Annotated in this window: 16 protein-coding genes; 10 read left to right on the top strand and 6 right to left on the bottom strand. The window is 73.7% G+C overall.

The annotated features are described in order from the left end of the window. Positions 1–184: 184 nt before the first annotated feature. The 6 genes from gyrB to dnaA form a co-directional block, all read right to left on the bottom strand. Positions 185–2,092, bottom strand: a complete 1,908-nt coding sequence (gene gyrB / locus E1B22_RS03700; RefSeq protein WP_135224614.1) for a DNA topoisomerase (ATP-hydrolyzing) subunit B — start codon at positions 2,090–2,092, stop codon at positions 185–187. A 115-nt stretch (positions 2,093–2,207) separates the two neighbouring features. Continuing rightward, a complete protein-coding gene (gene remB / locus E1B22_RS03695; RefSeq protein ID WP_167758842.1) occupies positions 2,208–2,654 on the bottom strand; it encodes an extracellular matrix regulator RemB in 447 nt (148 codons plus the stop codon). 56 nt (positions 2,655–2,710) lie between these two features. After that, positions 2,711–4,111 (bottom strand): DciA family protein, encoded by a 1,401-nt coding sequence (locus E1B22_RS03690; RefSeq protein ID WP_135224612.1) that lies wholly within the window; start codon positions 4,109–4,111, stop codon positions 2,711–2,713. Next, the gene (locus E1B22_RS03685; RefSeq protein WP_135224611.1) at positions 4,108–5,391 is read right to left on the bottom strand and encodes a DNA replication/repair protein RecF; all 1,284 of its coding nucleotides are present in this window, start codon (positions 5,389–5,391) and stop codon (positions 4,108–4,110) included. Before E1B22_RS03685 ends, E1B22_RS03690 begins: the two co-directional genes overlap by 4 nt. Positions 5,392–5,416: 25 nt before the next feature. Next, on the bottom strand, positions 5,417–6,526 hold the full coding sequence (dnaN, locus tag E1B22_RS03680; protein WP_135224610.1) for a DNA polymerase III subunit beta: 1,110 nt from the start codon (positions 6,524–6,526) through the stop codon (positions 5,417–5,419). 337 nt (positions 6,527–6,863) lie between these two features. Beyond that, a complete protein-coding gene (gene dnaA, locus E1B22_RS03675; RefSeq protein WP_207669918.1) occupies positions 6,864–8,234 on the bottom strand; it encodes a chromosomal replication initiator protein DnaA in 1,371 nt (456 codons plus the stop codon). A 677-nt stretch (positions 8,235–8,911) separates the two neighbouring features. Between dnaA and E1B22_RS03670 the strand changes: the two genes are divergently transcribed. The 10 genes from E1B22_RS03670 (at position 8,912) to E1B22_RS03625 (ending at position 16,961) form a co-directional block, all read left to right on the top strand. After that, positions 8,912–10,342 carry an ISLre2 family transposase gene (locus E1B22_RS03670; RefSeq protein ID WP_135224609.1) on the top strand — a complete coding sequence of 477 codons (1,431 nt, stop codon included), beginning with the start codon at positions 8,912–8,914 and terminating at the stop codon, positions 10,340–10,342. Positions 10,343–10,563: 221 nt separating this feature from the next. Next, positions 10,564–10,698 carry a 50S ribosomal protein L34 gene (gene rpmH, locus E1B22_RS03665; protein ID WP_135224608.1) on the top strand — a complete coding sequence of 45 codons (135 nt, stop codon included), beginning with the start codon at positions 10,564–10,566 and terminating at the stop codon, positions 10,696–10,698. Positions 10,699–10,713: 15 nt separating this feature from the next. Next, the gene (gene rnpA, locus E1B22_RS03660; protein WP_135224607.1) at positions 10,714–11,391 is read left to right on the top strand and encodes a ribonuclease P protein component; all 678 of its coding nucleotides are present in this window, start codon (positions 10,714–10,716) and stop codon (positions 11,389–11,391) included. Next, positions 11,388–11,597 carry a membrane protein insertion efficiency factor YidD gene (gene yidD, locus E1B22_RS03655; RefSeq protein ID WP_167758841.1) on the top strand — a complete coding sequence of 70 codons (210 nt, stop codon included), beginning with the start codon at positions 11,388–11,390 and terminating at the stop codon, positions 11,595–11,597. The genes rnpA and yidD overlap by 4 nt, the downstream gene beginning before the upstream one ends. Positions 11,598–11,769: 172 nt before the next feature. Continuing rightward, complete coding sequence (locus E1B22_RS03650; protein ID WP_135224605.1) at positions 11,770–12,432, top strand: YidC/Oxa1 family membrane protein insertase; 663 nt, start codon at positions 11,770–11,772, stop codon at positions 12,430–12,432. Next, positions 12,413–13,108 carry an RNA-binding cell elongation regulator Jag/EloR gene (gene jag / locus E1B22_RS03645; protein ID WP_135224604.1) on the top strand — a complete coding sequence of 232 codons (696 nt, stop codon included), beginning with the start codon at positions 12,413–12,415 and terminating at the stop codon, positions 13,106–13,108. Before E1B22_RS03650 ends, jag begins: the two co-directional genes overlap by 20 nt. A 75-nt stretch (positions 13,109–13,183) precedes the next feature. Further along, complete coding sequence (rsmG, locus tag E1B22_RS03640) at positions 13,184–14,071, top strand: 16S rRNA (guanine(527)-N(7))-methyltransferase RsmG (protein ID WP_135224603.1); 888 nt, start codon at positions 13,184–13,186, stop codon at positions 14,069–14,071. 101 nt (positions 14,072–14,172) lie between these two features. Continuing rightward, positions 14,173–15,192: a ParB/RepB/Spo0J family partition protein gene (locus E1B22_RS03635; protein WP_135224602.1), complete on the top strand. Its 1,020-nt coding sequence runs from the start codon at positions 14,173–14,175 to the stop codon at positions 15,190–15,192. Positions 15,193–15,322: 130 nt separating this feature from the next. After that, entirely contained in the window at positions 15,323–16,105 is a 783-nt protein-coding gene (locus E1B22_RS03630; RefSeq protein ID WP_135224601.1) for a ParA family protein, read from the top strand. Next, the gene (locus E1B22_RS03625) at positions 16,077–16,961 is read left to right on the top strand and encodes a ParB/RepB/Spo0J family partition protein (RefSeq protein WP_135224600.1); all 885 of its coding nucleotides are present in this window, start codon (positions 16,077–16,079) and stop codon (positions 16,959–16,961) included. The genes E1B22_RS03630 and E1B22_RS03625 overlap by 29 nt, the downstream gene beginning before the upstream one ends. Positions 16,962–17,074: the final 113 nt, after the last annotated feature.

Raw genomic sequence — 17,074 nt, 5'->3', positions numbered from 1 at the left:
GGGTCGGCCTCGCCGACGGGCGTGGCACCCGCGATGCGTTCCCGGGCGCGGCCACGCCGCTCCTCGCGGCCGTGCCGGTTCGTCCCCGGACCGTCGACGGCCCGAGGCCGTCAGGGGCTGGCGACGCCGCCGCACCCCCGCGGCCCTCGGGCTGCGGACGAACCGGCTCGGCGGGGTCGGCGGCTCAGCCGATGGTGTCCAGGAACCGCACCTTCCGGGCGTGCTGCTCGATGAACTCCCGCCGCGGCTCCACCCGGCTGCCCATCAGGATGGAGAAGATCTGGTCCGCGGCCATGGCGTCGTCCAGCGTCACCTGCAGCAGCGTCCGCGTCTCCGGGTTCATGGTGGTCTCCCACAGCTGCTCGGCGTTCATCTCGCCGAGGCCCTTGAACCGCTGGGCCGGCATGCGCTTGCCGATCTGGCGGAAGAAGGCCTCCAGCTGGTCGTCGTCGTAGAAGTAATGCTCTTCCTTGCCCATCCGCACCAGGTAGAGGGGCGGCTGCGCGATGTAGACGTAGCCCGCCTCGATCAGCGGCCGCATGTAGCGGAAGAAGAAGGTCAGCAGCAGCGTGCGGATGTGGGCGCCGTCCACGTCGGCGTCGGTCATCAGGATGATCTTGTGGTAGCGCGCCTTGCCGATGTCGAAGTCCTCGCCGATGCCGGTGCCGATGGCGGTGATGAGGGCGCGGATCTCGTCGTGGGCCAGGATCTTGTCCAGCCGTGCCTTCTCCACGTTGAGGATCTTGCCCCGCAGGGGCAACACGGCCTGGAAGCGCCGGTCGCGGCCCTGTTTGGCGGAGCCGCCGGCCGAGTCGCCCTCCACGATGAACAGCTCCGCCATCGCCGGGTCGCGGACGGTGCAGTCGGTCAGCTTGCCCGGCAGGGCGGTGACCTCGAGGGCGGACTTGCGCCGGGTGAGCTCCCGCGCCTTGCGCGCCGCCTCGCGGGCCCGCATGGCGGTGATCGCCTTCTCCACCACCCGCCGCGCCACCTGGGGGTTTTCTTCAAAGTAGGTGGCCAGGGCTTCGCCGGTGACGGAATCGACCACGCCCCGGACCTCAGAGTTGCCCAGCTTGGTCTTGGTCTGGCCCTCGAACTGGGGTTCGGGCAACTTGACGCTGAGGACGGCCGTCAGCCCCTCGCGGATGTCGTCGCCCGAGAGGTTCTCGTCGCCGTTCTTGAGCAGGTTCGCCTTGCGGGCGTAGTCGTTGACCACCCGCGTGAGGGCCATCTTGAAGCCGGCCTCGTGGGTTCCGCCCTCGTGGGTGTGGATCGTGTTGGCGAAGGAGTAGAGGGTCTCGACATAGGAGGTGGTCCACTGGAGGGCCATCTCCACCTCCACCCCGTCCCGCTCCGCCTTGTGGCTGATGGGCTCGGGGTGCAGGGGCTCCTTGGTGCGGTTGAGCAGGGCCACGAAGGAGCGCAGCCCGCCCATGAACTGGAACAGGTTGCGCTCGCCGGTGCGCTCGTTCGCGAGCTCGATGTAGAGGCCCGAGTTCAGCAGGGCCAGCTCGCGCAGTCGCCCGACGACGACCTCGTATTTGAACTCCGTGTCATCGAAGATCTCGGGATCGGGCTTGAACCGGACGTAGGTCCCCGTGTCCGCGGGGTCGGTGGTCCCCACCACCTCCAGCTCCGTCTCCGGCTTGCCGCGCCGATAGCGCTGGCGGTGGATGCGGCCGTCGCGACGCACCTCCACCACCAGCCACTCCGAGAGGGCGTTGACCACCGACACGCCCACGCCGTGGAGACCGCCGGACACCTTGTACGCCTGGCCGTCGAACTTGCCCCCCGCGTGGAGCATGGTCAGGACGACCTCCACCGTGGGCCTGCCCACCTTGGGGTGGATGCCCACGGGGATGCCGCCGCCGTTGTCGCGCACGCTGCAGCTGCCGTCGGCGTGCAGGGTGACGACGATCTCCGTGCAGCGGCCCGCCAGCGCCTCGTCGACGGCGTTGTCCACCACCTCCCAGATGAGGTGGTGCAACCCGCGGGACCCGGTGGAGCCGATGTACATCCCCGGCCGCCGCCGGACGGCCTCCAGGCCCTCGAGGACCTGGATCTGACTCTCGTCGTAGCCCGTGCGCGCCACGCCCGAGCCTCCTCATCGCGGGTGGGATCTGGACGAACCCGGCCTCCCGGCGCCGCCGCGACGCGCGCCCCGGGAGAACCCGTCAGACACGGCGTAGATTATACCAGAAGCGGCCTCAGTCCCGCCCTCGCGGCGCTTCCGACCCGCGCACCCGTCCCGGGCCGGGCCCGTCCGACGCCGGCATGCCGGCCCGCCGGGCACCGGCGCCCCGCGTCCCCCGCCCCTTGCGGGGGCGGCGCCGCGGCGCCAGGGCCGGCGCCGCGCGCCCGGCCGACCCCTCGCCCTCCGCGCCCGCGGGCTCCGTACCGCCCACCTGCTCCTCGAGCCGCAGGCTGCCCCGGCGCCGCAGGGTCAGCACCGAGATGGGCGAGAGGTAGACGCCCCGATCGGCCACCACGATGGAGCGCGGTTGACCCTGGGCGAGGTCGACGACCCGCCGGCCCACCTGGGCCAGGGCCACCAGGTCCCGGACCGCGGCGGACTGCCGCAGCAGCTGGGCGTCGAGGATGACCACGATCTCCCGGTAGGGCAGGATCACGTCGGAACCAATGTGCAGGAACACCGTCGACCCCCCACCTTGAGGGTACCGCATCGGCCGCGCCGGCATGGGTCCTGCCCTCACCGCCGCCGGTCGCCGGCGTCGGATCCCGCCGGCGGGCGTGCCCCGCGACGGGCGGGCCGCGGCGAGGCCGCCGGGCGGCGGGGGGACGGGCCGCTGCCCGCCGACGGGGGACCGAAGCACGCGTCCCACAGCGGTGCCAGCCGCGGCCCCAGCGCCTCGCGGGCCGCGGCGCCGTCCAGTCGCCCCGGGTCGGCACCGGTCCGCAACAGCGCATATCGCAAGAGCAGGGAGCGGGTCTCCGCCGCGGGCGGCTCCCCCTTCCGCAGCCGCGTCGCGGCCACGCGCAGCCGGGCTCGCCAGTGCTCCTGGAGCGCCGTCCGTTCCTCCCGGTACAGGCGGGCGACCGCCTCCACCGGTTCCCCGAGGGCTGCCGCCACCTGCCCGCAGGCCAGCCACGGGTCCCGCTCGAGCAGGGTGCGGATCCGCAGGCGCAACGCCTCCTGCCGCGCCGCCCGGCAGGCGGGGCAGAGGGCTTCTCCCGACGAGGCCTCCAAGCGTGGGGACCCGTTCCCCCCATGGCGCCCGGCGCCGGCCACCGCCATGGATCGGCCCGGATGGGGCGGATAGAGGCTGCCGCAGCTGGCACACGGCTGCCAGCCCCGCTCCAGCGCCCACCGGCGGCGCCGCCGGGCCGCCTGCAGCCAGCGCGCCGCCGCCGCCTGCAACTCCGCATCCTGGCACGCCCCGGCGGCGGCGCCCCCCGCGCCCTCCCCCCGTGGGCTCGAGGAGCCGGTGGACGGCGGCCCCGGCGCCGGCCGGGCTTGGGAAGCCGCCGCCCGCGGCGCGGTGACCGGCGGCCCGGTCATGCCGGTCTCCGGCGCGGCCGCGCCGTCGGGCGCCCGGGTCGCGGCGGCCTGGCCGACCCCATCGCCGCAGGCGGGGGAGCGCGGCACCGCGGCCCCCCTGGTGGTCGTCGGGCGGGCAGGACCCTGCCGGGGGCCGGGCCCGGTGGTGAACCGCAGATCCCGCAGCGCGGGGCCGCCCACCGCGGCGTTGAGATCGCGCAGGATGGTGGCCTTGAGGTAGGCCAGCTCCTGGGCCCACCCGGGGTGGCGCACGGCCACCCACAGCACGTCGCCCGTCAGCCGGTAGGGGCGGGCGCGCGCCGCGATGACCGGTCCCACCACCTGGTCCCACAGACGGAGCGCCCGATGGCGCCGCACCTGGGTGGCGAGCCCCAGTCGGGCCAACAGGGCATCCAGCACCGGACCCAGGGGCGCCGCGCCCCCGCGCCCCCGGCCCGGATGGGGCACCTCGGAACGGATGGGCGCGCGGGTGGGGCCACCGCGTCCGCTGTCGGTCGCACCGCCCCCGGCGGAGGCGCTCGCCGCCCCGTCCCGGTGCCCGGCCGGCACGCGGCCCCCGCAGCCTCCCACATCCGGTGGCTCCTTGCTCATGGCTCCTCCCGCCCGGCGGCGCAGGACCCCCCGGCGTCGCTCCCGCCCAGGGGCAAGGCGATCACCCGCGGCCTCGGTCCCTCGGGCCAGTCGGTCTCCTCCGTGGCCGTCACGATCACCTGGGGGAGGCCGGCCAGCCGGGCCAGCAGCTGTCGGCGCCGCCGCCCGTCCAACTCGGAGAGCACGTCGTCCAGCAGCACGACGGGCCAGCGGCCCAGCCGGCGTCGGATGAGCTCCACCTCGGCCAGGACCAGCGCCAGGGCCAGGGCGCGTTGCTGACCCTGGGAGGCGAAGGCCCGCGCATCCCGTCCGTCCAACCGGAGGACGACGTCATCGCGTTGGGGCCCCCAGAGGGTGGTGCCGCGCAGCAGCTCCTCCCGCGGGTCGGGGAGCGGTCCGTGCGGCGCAACCTCCCCCTCGCCCGCCGCCGGCGGCCCCATCCCGGCATCACCGGGCTCCTCCGGGGCCGGGGCGGGCGGACCGCCTCCCGCCGCAGCGCCAGCGGGGCCGGTCGCGGCGGGCCCTGTCGGTCGGGCATCGCCGTCCCCGGCGCCAGGCCCTCCCCCAGCGGGGACGGCGTCGCCCACCACGTAGACCATCTCCACCTTGCCCGGGCCGTGGGCGCCGCCGGCGCCGATCCGCGCCGCCGCGGCGGCGACCATCGGGGCCAGTTCGTCCACCAGGTCGCGGCGCCGCCGGCGGATGGCGGTCCCGTGTCGCAGCAGGGGCTCGTCCCAGATCCCCAGGAGCGACGCCGCGGCGCGACCCGCCCGGATGTCGCGCAGCAGCTGGTTGCGCTGAGCCAGCACCCGATGGTAGTCGTTGAGCAGCGCGCCGTAGCCGGGGACGACCTGCACCAGCAGCCGGTCGAGGAAGTCGCGGCGTGCGGCGGGCGCGCCCTTGATCAGGGCCAGGGTCTCGGGGGCGAAGTAGACCACGGGTAGCGCCCCGTGGAGGTCCGCCAGCCGACGGCGCGGCCGGCCATCCAGGCGGAGCGCCTTCCCCCGCTCCCGGTGGAAGGCCACCTCGACGCTGCGCCGTCCGGCGACGGGGTCGTCCCACTCCAGGCGGACGTAGCAGGCCGCGGCCCCCTCGCGGATGAGCTCGGCGTCCCGCGGCGTGCGCGGCGACCGGCCGGTGGCGGCGAAGTGGATCGCCTCCAGCAGGTTCGTCTTGCCGACCCCGTTGGGCCCGACCAGCAGGGTGAGGCCGGGTTCCAGCTCCAGGGTGGCCTGCTCGTAGCTGCGAAACTGGCGCAGCACCACCCGCCGGACGACCACGCGCCCCCCTCCCCGGCGGCCCACCTCAGGAGATCTTGACCGGCAGCACGATGTACACGAACTCGTCTTCCCCCACGCCGCGCAGGCGGCTGGCCTTGAGGGGCTCCGTCAGCTCGAAGAGCACTTCCTCGGCCTCGATGGCCTTGAGCCCGTCCACCAGGTAGCGGGCGTTGAACCCGATGACCATCCCCTCGCCGTCAACCTCGGCGGGGATCTCCTCCCGCGCCTCCCCCACCTCGGGGTCGCTGGCGGTGATCACCAACCGGCCGGGTTCGACCGACAGGCGGATCACCCACCGGGCCGCCTGGCGGCTGTCGGACAGCAGGGCCGCCCGCTCGCACGCCTCCTGGAAGGCGCGGGCGGGAAGGCGCACCCGGGTGGGGTACTCCGAGGGGACCAGTCCGAGGACGTCCGGGTAGGCGCCATCCAGCAGGCGGGTGATCAGCCGCACCTCCCCCAGCTGGAAGCCGGCCTGGGTTTCGTCCAGCAGCATCCGGCCGATCCCCTCGTCGGGCAGCAGCCGGGCCACCTCGGCCAGGCTGCGACCCGGGATGACGGCCGCCGCCGCCCCTCCCTCCACCGGGCGTTCCAGGGTCATGCGGCAGGCGGCGATGCGGAACCCGTCGGTCGCCACCGCCTCCAGCCGGTCGCCCTGGGCGCGAAAGCTGACGCCCGTCAGGATCGGCCGGGAGTCGTCGGTGGCGACGGCGAAGGTCGTGCGCCGCAGGAGGCCGCGCAGGGCGCCGTTGTCGAAGAGCACGGTGGTGCCGGCACCCACCCGCGGCACGGCGGGGAAGATGCCGGGATCGGTGCCGTGGATGGTGAACTGCGAGCGCTCCTGGATCAGGCGGGCGCGCAGGCCCTCCAGCTCCAGGTGCACCTCGCCGGGCGGCAGGCGCCGGACGATCTCGGCCAGGTGGCGGCCGGGCAGCACCACCGCGCCCTCCTCCTGGACCCGGGCGGGGGCCAGGGCCTCCACCGTCAGCTCCATGTCGGTGGCCACCAGCCGCAGCTGCTCCGGTTCCGCCACCAGCAGGATGCCGGAGAGGACGGGCAGCGTGGAACGGGTGGCGACGCCGCGGATGGCCACTTGGAGGGCGGCGTGCAGGTCGGCCTGGTCGATGACGAGCCGCAAGGTGGCCTCCTCCTCCACTGCGGGATGACGATCGTCCCCTTCGTCGCAGTCGTAGTAGGGGCTGTGGGCACTGTGGAAAAGCCCGTCGCGCCCCGATGTCGAAAGGTGTCGGAGACGGGGACAACCTGTCGATGACGGTGCCCCGCTTTCCCCACTTTCCCCGGCGGGCCGGCGACTCCTGCGGCGGGCCCCATCCTGTCCCCCGATGATCCACCGCCGGTCCACAGGCGGTCCACAGGCCGGGACGAACCGGCCCGGCCGCGGAGCGGCGGCCCGCGGGAGCCCCGCCGGCCGCCGGGGGAGGCCCCTCGGGCCCCGTCGGGGGCCGGTTCGTCCGTCAGCCCTTGCGGATCAGGTCCATCAGCTCCTTGATCTGGCGGCCCAGATGGGGATCGTGGCGCATGTCGTGGCTGATCTTCTCGTAGGCGTGGAGCACGGTGGTGTGGTCGCGGCCGCCGAACTCCTCGCCGATGCGCGGCAGCGACGCCTCCGTCAGCTCGCGGCAGAGGTACATGGCCACCTGGCGCGGGAAGGCGATGGCCCGGGTGCGTCGCCGCGCCTTGAGGTCGCGCACCTTGACGCCGTAGTACTCGGCCACCACCTCCTGGATCCGCGCGATGGTGACCTTGTTGGCCCGGGGCGGCGGGAGGATGTCCTTCAGCACCTCCTGCGCCAGGTCCAGGTCGATGTGGTGGTTGGTCAGCGAGGCGAAGGCGACCAGCCGGATCAGCGCGCCCTCCAGCTCGCGGATGTTGGTGTCGATGCGCTCGGCGATGAAGGCGATGACGTCGTCCGGGACGTGCAGCTTCTCCAGCTGGGCCTTCTTCCGCAGGATCGCCACCCGCGTCTCGAAGTCCGGCGGCTGGATGTCGGAGATCAGGCCCCACTCGAAGCGGGAGCGGAGGCGCTCCTCCAGGGTGGGGATCTCCTTGGGCGGCCGGTCGCTGGAGATGACGATCTGGCGGTTCGCCTCGTGGAGCGCGTTGAAGGTGTGGAAGAACTCCTCCTGCGTGCTCTCCTTGCCCGCCAGGAACTGGATGTCGTCGACCAGCAGGACGTCCACGTTGCGGTAGCGGTTGCGAAACTCCAGGGTCTTGCCGTCGCGGATCGCGTTGATCATCTCGTTGGTGAACGTCTCGCAGGACACGTAGGCCACCCGGCTGCCGTGCTTGCGCAGCACGTGGTGGGCCACGGCCTGCATCAGATGGGTCTTCCCGAGACCGACCCCCCCGTAGATGAAGAGGGGGTTGTAGGTGCGGGCGGGCGCCTCGGCCACGGCCAGGGCGGCGGCGTGGGCGAGACGGTTGCCCGAGCCCGTCACGAAGGTCTCGAAGGTGTACTTCGGGTTGAGGGGCTGGGAGAGGGTGCGCCAGGACGAACCGGCGTCGCTCGGCGCCGGTGCCAGCGGCGCCTCGGTGGCGGCGGCCACCTGGCCCGTGGCCGGCGGCGTGGGCTGCGGTTCGACCACCACTTCAAGACGGACATCGTGACCCACCACGCGCCGCAAGGAGTCCACGATGGCGCCGGAGCAACGCTCCAGCACCCAGTCGCGGGCAAACTGGTTGGGGACCGCCAGGACCAGGCGGTCGCCCTCCAGGGACACGGGTCGGGTGTTGCGCAACCACGCCTCGTAGCTCGGCCGGGTCAGCCGGCGCTCGATGAGCTGAAGCGCCTCCGTCCACACCTCGGCCAGCTCGCCCTTCACCACGGCAGGGTCCTCCTAACCGGTGGGTCCGGATTGTGGATAAGGTCGTGGCCCGAGCCGGGACGACCCAAGCCGGCGAGACCGCGTCTCCGCGCCATGGGCGGGGGCAAGACCCCCGGGTTGTCCACGGTTCGTCCACAACCTATCCACAGAGCCCCTTACGCAAAAAGACCCTTCCACCGGCCCCGGTGGGCGGTGGAAGGTCGAAGCTCGTCGGCCTCCCAGTCGACGGCTGTGGGACGGTGTAGATTCCGCGCGCCGGCCGGCGTCTCCTGCCGGCGCATGCGGTCGAGTCGTGCCGGGCGGCGTCGCGGTATCAACAGCCTATCCACAGGATGTGAATAAGAAGGGCTCGGAGGGACGCCCCCGCGGCCGCCCGACGGGGCAGCGGCGACTCGTGTCGTCGTCGGAGGCCGGCGCCACGATGATAGCAGGTTCCTGGGAACTCCCACAATCGGAACGCATGGGCTGGGGGCGGGCGCCAGGGCACCGTGCGGGCAGGCGGTGGGGATGCGCGGGGGCGGGGTGGAGGCAGCGCCGATCCCGGTCGGGGACGCGCCGGGACCGTGTCCGTGTAACGTTTCGGTAGGTGAGGGTCGAGGCAAATAGAAAAGGCCTCACCCGGAGGCTGTCCCTGCATCGGGACGGCTTCCCCAGCGGCAGTCGGAGGGTGAGGCCCCATGCTCAGCATACACGCTGTGCGCGAACTTTTCCTCCAGACATTGCGGGAACTGGCGGAGCTGGTGACGGAGGACCGATCGTTTGGCGAACTGGAGGAAGCCGTTCAGCGGCTCAGCGGCCGGCTGACACTGCGGCTGCTGGAGTGGGTGTTGGCCGGGATCGATGAGCGACTGATGCAGGAGCGGGACCCGAGCCGATATGAGTGCCTGGATACGCGGGAGCGGGTCCTGGACACGCCGCTGGGCGAGTTGCAGGTGAAGCGACGTTACTACCGGGACCGGGCGACGGGCCAGGGTGTGTTCTTGCTGGATGAAGCACTGGGCTTGGAATCGCGGCGGCGACTGTCGCCGCGGCTGGAAGCGCTGTGCCGGCGGCTCGCGACGGAGATGCCGTATCACCGAGCGGCGGCGGTCCTGCGGGAGTTGACGGCGGGGCAGGCACCGGCGCGGGCGATGACGGTGTGGCGGGCGTCCCAACGGGCGGGGCGCCGGTTGAAGGAGGCGGCGGAGCGGCTACGGCGGTCGGTGTTCGTGGAGGGCCAGGTGCCGGAAGGCCGGCGCCGGAGCGTCGAGCTGCATGCCGAAGCGGACGAGGTTTATCTGCGGGGTCGAGGGCAACCGGTGGTGTTGAAGCTGGGGGTCGCGTACGAAGGCAAGCAAGCCGTGGGTTCGAACCGGCAAGCGCTGCGGGAGCGGCGGGTCGTGGCGGGGGTGATGCCGGGGACGGCCTTTTGGGAGCAGGCGAGCGCCTATTGGGGGACGCACTGGGATCTGAGCGCGGTCCAGGCTTGTTACCTCGGAGGCGATGGGGCGCATTGGGTCAAGCAGGGGTTGCAGTACTTCCCCCGCGCGTGTTACCGGCTGGATCCGTTCCACCTGCGGCGAGCCCTGCGGGAGGCGTTATCGCCTTCCGAGGAGACGTACGCCCAGGTGTGCCGGGCCATCGAAGCGGGGGATTGGGCGGGCGTGGAGTCGGCGCTTCGCCAGACGCTACGGGGGCGGCGTGGTCCGGCGCGGGAGCGCTTGTTGCGGCTGCGCGGCTACTTGCGGGAGCACTGGGACGGGATTGTGGCTTCTGGGGAAGCGCCGCGGCTGGGGGCGATCGAAGCGGAGGTCTTTCACGTCCTTGCGCGACGGATGAAACGGCATGGGGCGCGTTGGAGTGAACGCGGCGCCGACCACTTGGCGCGGCTCTTGAGCGAACGCGTGGACCCCCACTGGCGCGCGGTCCTCGGCGGCCGGCCCCTGCAGATTTCGCCCGGCGTGCGGCAGGCGACACGCCAGGCCGTTCAGCGCGTGATGCGCCAGCTCGAGGAGGACCCAGCCCGTTGGCTGCGTGCCCGCATCCCAGCGCTCACCGGGCCGCATGCGACCAAACCCTGGGTTCAGGTGCTGCGCGACCTGGCCCATGTCCACGCACCGGTGGCTTGACAGCCGATTCACCGCTGGGGGCACCCACCGGAACGTGACACGGACCGGGACCGTTCGCGCGTTGACACCGCGCAGGGGGCGCCGCTATAATGGCGCTGCTTTGAAGCCGCCGGAACGGGCGATGCCTCGGGGTTCCGGCGGTTTTTGCACGCAGGGCCACCCGGGGCCGCTCGGGGCGGCCTCCGGCCGAACCCGGCGAGCCGGGAAGCGGGGTGGAGGCGATGAAGCGCACCTATCAACCCAACCGGCGGCGCCGGCACCGTACCCACGGCTTCCGCGTGCGCATGCGCACGAAGGCGGGGCGACGGGTGCTGGCGCGCCGGCGGCGCAAGGGGCGCCACCGCCTGGCGGTCTGAGCGGGGCGAGGTCCGGTGAGCCTGCCACGGCCGTGGCGCCTGCGCCGCGGCGAGGAGTTTCGCCAGGTGCGGCGGGCGGGGCGGGCGTGGGGGAACCGGTGGGTGGTCCTCTACGCCTGGCGGCCGGATGCGGCGCGTCCGCCGCAGCCCGCGGATGCCGGTGGCCGCGACGGGGTGCCCGCCGCGGGTCATGGCCCCGCGGCGGGCGTGGGCGGGGGCGGTCCGACGCGGATCGGCATCACGGTGGGCCGTCGCCTGGGCAAGGCGGTGCGGCGCAATCGCGTCCGCCGCCTGCTGGCCGAGGCCTTCCGCCGGCTGGCGCCCCGGGTCGCGCCGGGCTGGTGGCTGGTGGTGGTGGCCCGGGACGCCGCGGCCGATCTGGATTGGGAGACGGCGTGCCGGGCGCTGGAAGACGTCTTGCGCAAGGCGCGACTGTTGAGGCCCCCTGTCTCAGGGGGCCTTCGCGGTGGTGGGGGAGAGGCGAGGCCTCGGGCGGGTGCGGGCGCGGCCGGTCCCGGGGCCGCGCCCGGGCGCCAGCGGATGGGGTCGGGGCGCGAGGCGGGCCAGGGAGCGGAGGCCCGCGGCGCAGCGCGTTCCGGCGCATCGGACCCGGGCGGCGGGCGGGACGGGTCGGCGCCGGGAGCGGGCACCAAGCGGGCGGCGACGGAGCCGGGAGGGAGGGCGCCGTGTTGACGCGCCTCTTGCTGCTGGCGATCCGGTGCTACCGGCGGTGGCTGTCGCCATGGAAGCCGCCCAGCTGCCGCTATGCGCCCACGTGTTCCGCGTACGCCCTGGAGGCGGTGGCGCGCCACGGCGCCTGGCGCGGCGGGTGGCTGGCGCTGCGGCGCATCCTGCGCTGTCACCCGTGGGCGCCGGGGGGATACGACCCGGTGCCCTGAGGCCGGTGCCCTGAGGCGCGCCGGTGGGACCGCGCCAGGGGGCAAGGAATCAGGATAGCCGTGGTCGAACTGGCAGAAGATTGTGGTGCCCGCGCCGCGTCCGCGGGGGCCCCGTCGGGCCGCACCACGGCCAGGAGGCCCGGTCGGGGACGGCAGAAGGAGGCGCCCGGATTTGAGTCAGCTCTGGCATTGGTTCGTGGCCGCCATCGAGGCCGGGCTGGAGTGGAGCCGGGCGGTGACGGGCAGCGCCGGGCTGTCCATCATCCTGTTCACCGTGCTGGTCCGGCTCCTGCTCCTGCCCCTGACGTTCTCCCAGATGCGCTCGATGCAGCGGATGCAGGCGCTGCAGCCCGAGGTCGAGCGGATCCAGAAGCGGTACCGGAACAACCCCCAGAAGGCCAACGAGGCGATCATGAAACTGTGGCGGGAGCACAACGTGAACCCCGCCTCGGGCTGCCTGCCGTTGCTCATCCAGTTCCCCATCCTGTACGGGCTCTTCCTCGCGCTGCGCACCTTCAGCAGCGGCGCCTTCCTCTGGATCCCGGACCTCCGCCATGCGGATCCGTACTTCGTCCTGCCGATCCTCGCGGGCGTGACCACGTACGTCCAGATGAAGACGGCGATGACCGTCACCCAGCCCCAGCAGCGCACGATGCTGGTCCTGATGCCGCTGATGCTGATCTTCTTCGCGTGGAGCTTCCCTGCGGGGCTGGCGCTGTACTGGGTGACCAGCAATGTGTTCTCCATCGTGCAGCAGATCTGGATGAACCGGCAGCAGCCCGCGCCGGCGCCGGCGGGAAAGGGGAAGAGAGGGCATGAGCGCGGGATCTCCTGAGCTGCCCGGGACGGGACCGTGGATCGAGGTGCGGGGGCGGACGGTGGAGGAAGCCCTCGCTGCGGCGGCTCGCCAGTTGGGCGTCGGCAGGGAGGAGCTGGAGGCGCGGGTGCTGGTGGAGCCCGCGCGGGGTTGGCTGGGGCTGGTGGGCCAGCGCGACGCCGTGGTGGCCGCCAGGGTGCGGCCCACGAAGGCGCGTTTCGCCGCCGCCTTCCTGGACGAACTGGCGCGACGGGCGGGGCTCGCGGTCCACGTTCACGTGGAGGAGTCCGACGATCGCATCGTGGCGCGGATGGATGGCGGTCCGGAGCTGGGGGCGTTCATCGGCCGCCACGGGGTGGCGCTGGACGCCTTGCAGTACCTCCTCAACGTGGCGGCGGCGCGCGTCAGCGACGAGCGGCGGCGGGTCCACCTGGATGTCGCAGGCTATCGGGAACGGCGGCGGCAGGCGCTGGAGCGGCTGGCGCTGCGGATGGCGGAACGGGCGCGACGGACGCGGCGACCCGTGGCCCTGGCGCCGATGCCGGCCGCCGAACGACGTGTGGTCCACCTGGCGTTGCAGAACCACCCGGAGGTGCGGACCGAGAGCACGGGCACCGAGCCCTATCGCCGCGTGGTGATCGTGCCGCGGCGGGCGGCGCGGGGGAGCGGGTTCGCAGCGGGCGGCCGGCCGTAGGGTGGAGCGGCGGGGCTTGCTCAGCCGGACCCTGGTCGCCCGGGCACCGTGGTTCGTCGGAGAGGGGGGGCAGGGGTGGACCCGGCGTCGTGGAGGGAGCGCTTGGCGGCGTACTGTGGCGCCTTCGGCGTGCGGGTCAGCGGGGCTGCGCTGGAGGCGATGCGAATCCACTGGGAGCTGGTCCGTCGGGCACGGGGCCGGGTCAACCTCACCGCCATCACCGAGGACGACGAGGCCCTGGTGCGACACTACCTGGACTCGCTGATGGCGCTGGCCGTCGGCGAGGCATGGCCCGAAGAGGGTGTGCTGGTCGATCTGGGGAGTGGCGCCGGGTTCCCCGGCATCCCGCTGCTGCTGGCGCTGGGGCCGCGGTGGCGAGGCCTGCTGTTGGAGGCCCAACGGAAGAAGGCGCGGTTCCTGGCCGAGGCGGTGGCGACGCTGGGCCTTGCCGAACGGGTGACGGTGCAGGCGCGTCGGGCCGAGGAGGCGGGTCACGACCGGCAGTGGCGCGGTCGAGCCGCGGCCGTGGTGGCGCGGGCGGTCGCGCCGCTCGCCGTGGTGGTGGAGTACGGACTCCCGTTCCTGGGCGTCGGCGGCCGGCTCTGGGCGTACAAGGGGCCGCGGGTGGAGGAGGAGCGCACGGCGGCGGAGCAGGCGGCGCGGGTGCTGGGCGGGCGGCTGGCGGCGCTCCACGGTTTCCGCTTGCCGGGGGGCGCCGGGGAGCGGGTGATCGTGGAAGTGGTCAAGGAGCGCCCGACCCCGGAGGCCTATCCGCGGCGCCCGGGCGTGCCGGCGCGGCGGCCCCTGGGTGGAGGGCCGGCGGCGGGCGGGAGGTTCGGCATGACCGCGTCGCGCCCAGGGGGAGAGGGGCTTGGCCGCGCCGGGGGAGGGGCGGCGGGCGGCGGCGTCCGGGCCCCGGGATGGGCCGGCCGGGCCGCCGGCGCCGGGCGCGGGACCCGGTAAGGGCCAGGGCGAGGGTGCGACCGGGGGCGGGCGAGAGACGGAGGTCCCGGGAGGGGCCCGGGTCGGCAGCGGCGGGCTGGGGATTCCGGAGGAGGACGCGTATGCGAGCGGGGCGATGGCTTGCCTGGGTGGGTGGACGTCGCGAGGGGGAGGGGGCGGCATCGCCGGAGGCGGGGGCGGCCGGCGGCGGGGGCGCCCAGGACCTGCGCCGGCTTCCCGTGGCGGCGATCCGGCCCAACCCCTTCCAGCCGCGCACCCAACTGGACGATGCCTCGCTGGAGGAGCTGGCGGAATCCATCCGGCGGGTGGGGCTTCTGCAGCCGCTGCTGGTTCGTCCCGGCCCGGCGGGCGGCTACGAGCTGGTGGCGGGCGAACGGCGGTGGCGGGCCGCGCTCCGGGCCGGCCTGGAGGAGGTGCCGGCCGTCGTCCGCCCGTTGTCGGATCGCGATGCGGCGGTGTTGGCGCTGGTCGAGAACCTGCAGCGGGAGGAGCTGGGCTTCTTCGAGGAGGCCCTGGCCTATCAGGACGTGATCCAGCGGTTCGGCCTCACCCAGGAGGAACTGGCGAGCCTGCTGGGACGGCAGCAGTCCACCATCGCCAACAAGCTGCGGCTGTTGCGCTTGCCGCCCGCCGTGCGGGACCGGATCGTGGCCGCAGGGCTGAGCGAGCGGCATGCGCGGGCGCTGCTGCGGCTGCCCTCGGCGGCGCTGCAGGTGGCGGTGTTGGAGGAGGCCGTGGCGGGCGGGTGGAGTGTGCGGCAGCTGGAGGAGCGGATCGCGGCGATCCTGAAGGAGGAACGGAGTCACGAGCCGCCGGCCGGGGGCTCGGAGCGCGGTGGGGCGCGGCGGCGGCGCCGGCTGGAGGGGTTGCGGGCCATCAAGGACGTGCGCATCCTGCTCAACACCGTCCGCGCAGGGGTGGAGACCCTGCGGCGCGCCGGGCTGGACGCCAGGGTGGAGGAGCGCGAGGACGAGGGGTTCGTCGAGGTCCGGATTCGCATCCCCAAGGCGGGGCGCGGCACGGCGGCGCGAGGGCGAGACGAGCCGGGCCACCGCGGCGGGGGGGCCGGGGCCGAGGGCGGGGCGGATGGGAGCCGCCAGGTGGCGGCGCCATCGCCGTGAGGGGGAGCCGCCGGCCGCCCGCGGGCTGGCCCCGCGGCACGGGGTGGGGTCGGGCGGCAGGAGCCGCGGGTGTTCCACGTGGAACATTAGCGCGCCCGGGGCCCCGGGCCGGGAGGAGGCCGCATCGGCCATGGGACGGGTCATCGCCATCGCCAACCAGAAGGGTGGCGTCGGCAAGACCACGACGACGGTGAACCTGGGAGCCTGTCTGGCCGCGCTGGGTCGGCGGGTGCTGGTGGTCGACATCGATCCCCAGGCGAACACCACCAGCGGCTTCGGCCTGGACAAGGGGCGCGTGGGCCGCAGCATCTACGACGTGCTGATCGACGAGCGCAGCCTGCGGGAGGTCATCCGGTCCACCGCCATCCAGGGCCTGTGGTTGGTCCCGGCCAACATCGAACTGGCCGGGGCGGAGCTGGAGCTCGTCGGCATGATCGGGCGGGAGACCCGGTTGCGCCGGGCGCTGGAGGGGGTGCGCGAGACGTTCGACTTCGTCCTCATCGACTGCCCGCCCTCCCTCGGGCTGCTCACCCTCAACGCCATGGCGGCGGCCGACGGGCTCTTGGTGCCGATCCAGTGCGAGTACTACGCCCTCGAGGGCCTGAGCCAGCTCCTCAACACGCTCCGGGCGGTCCAGGCCCACCTGAATCCGGACCTGGTCCTCGACGGCGTGGTCCTGACCATGTTCGACGGGCGCACGAACCTCTCCATCCAGGTCGCCGAGGAGGTCAAGCGCTTCTTCCGCGACAAGGTGTTCCGCACCATCATCCCGCGCAACGTGCGCCTGTCGGAGGCGCCCAGCCATGGTCAGCCGGTGATCGTCTACGACGCCCGCTCCCGCGGGGCCGAGGTGTACATGGAGCTGGCCAAGGAAGTGGTGGAGTATGTCGAGGAGCAAGCGCGGGCTGGCTAGGGGGATCGACGTCAAGGGCCTGGAGGCGCTGTTGCCCGGCGTGCGCCCCGATCCGGCGGCAGGCGAGCAGGTGGAGCAGATCCCCGTCGAGCGCATCCGGCCCAATCCCTACCAGCCGCGCCGCCAGTTCGACCCCGACGCCCTGGCCGAGCTGGTGGAGTCGGTCCGGCAGCACGGCATCGTCCAACCGCTGCTGGTCCGGCCGGAGGGCGACGGGTACCGCCTGGTGGCCGGGGAGCGCCGGTGGCGCGCCGCCCAGGCCGCGGGCCTCGCCACGGTCCCGGCGGTGGTCCGCGAGTTCTCGGACGTCGAGATGATGGAGATCGCCCTGGTCGAAAACCTGCAACGGGAGGACCTGAACCCCATCGAGGAGGCCCAGGGCTACCGCACGCTGAGCGAGGAGCTCGGCCTCACCCAGGAGCAGATCAGCCAGCGGGTGGGCAAGAGCCGGTCCCACATCGCCAATCTCATGCGCCTGCTCTCCCTCCCGGACGATCTCCGCCGCCTGGTCGCCGAGGGCAAGCTCAGCACGGGCCACGCCAAGGTCCTGCTCGGCGTGGGCTCGGCGGCGGAGATGCGGCGCCTGGCCGCCCAGGTCCTCGCCGAGGGCTTGACGGTGCGCCAGCTGGAGGACCGCATCGCCCAGCGGCCGGCGCGGCCCCGTCGCTCCCGGCGGGTGACCGGGCCGCCGGCCCCGGAGGTCGAGGATCTGGTCAACCGTCTGCAGCGGGCCCTCAACACGCGGGTTGCCATCCGGGGTCGCGGGGCGCGGGGGCAGATCGTCATCGAGTACTACAGCTGGGATGACCTGGAGCGCATCCTGGCCCGGCTCGAGGCCTCGGCCGCCCCGCTGTGACGGCGAGGCCGCGGCGCCATCGGGCCTTGCTCGCCGGCCCGTCGCGCGATGCGGGCCTCTGAACCGGCTCCGAACCGGGCCCGCCGCCGGCAGGGGCGAGGCGCCGTTGGCGA

This window comes from Thermaerobacter sp. FW80, from assembly GCF_004634385.1.
In the GTDB taxonomy this organism is placed as follows: Bacteria; Bacillota; Sulfobacillia; order Thermaerobacterales; family Thermaerobacteraceae; genus Thermaerobacter; species Thermaerobacter composti.
The sequence above is the reverse complement of the archived record's forward strand: the minus strand, read 5'-3'. Positions and strand labels throughout refer to the sequence as shown.

Bases quoted from the DNA above. Each gene is read 5' to 3' on its own strand.
- E1B22_RS03690 (WP_135224612.1), bottom strand. From the start codon at position 4,111: ATGAGCAAGGAGCCACCGGATGTGGGAGGCTGCGGGGGCCGCGTGCCG.
- E1B22_RS03670 (WP_135224609.1), top strand. From the start codon at position 8,912: ATGCTCAGCATACACGCTGTGCGCGAACTTTTCCTCCAGACATTGCGG.
- rpmH (WP_135224608.1), top strand. From the start codon at position 10,564: ATGAAGCGCACCTATCAACCCAACCGGCGGCGCCGGCACCGTACCCAC.
- jag (WP_135224604.1), top strand. From the start codon at position 12,413: ATGAGCGCGGGATCTCCTGAGCTGCCCGGGACGGGACCGTGGATCGAG.
- E1B22_RS03635 (WP_135224602.1), top strand. From the start codon at position 14,173: ATGCGAGCGGGGCGATGGCTTGCCTGGGTGGGTGGACGTCGCGAGGGG.
- E1B22_RS03630 (WP_135224601.1), top strand. From the start codon at position 15,323: ATGGGACGGGTCATCGCCATCGCCAACCAGAAGGGTGGCGTCGGCAAG.
- E1B22_RS03625 (WP_135224600.1), top strand. From the start codon at position 16,077: ATGTCGAGGAGCAAGCGCGGGCTGGCTAGGGGGATCGACGTCAAGGGC.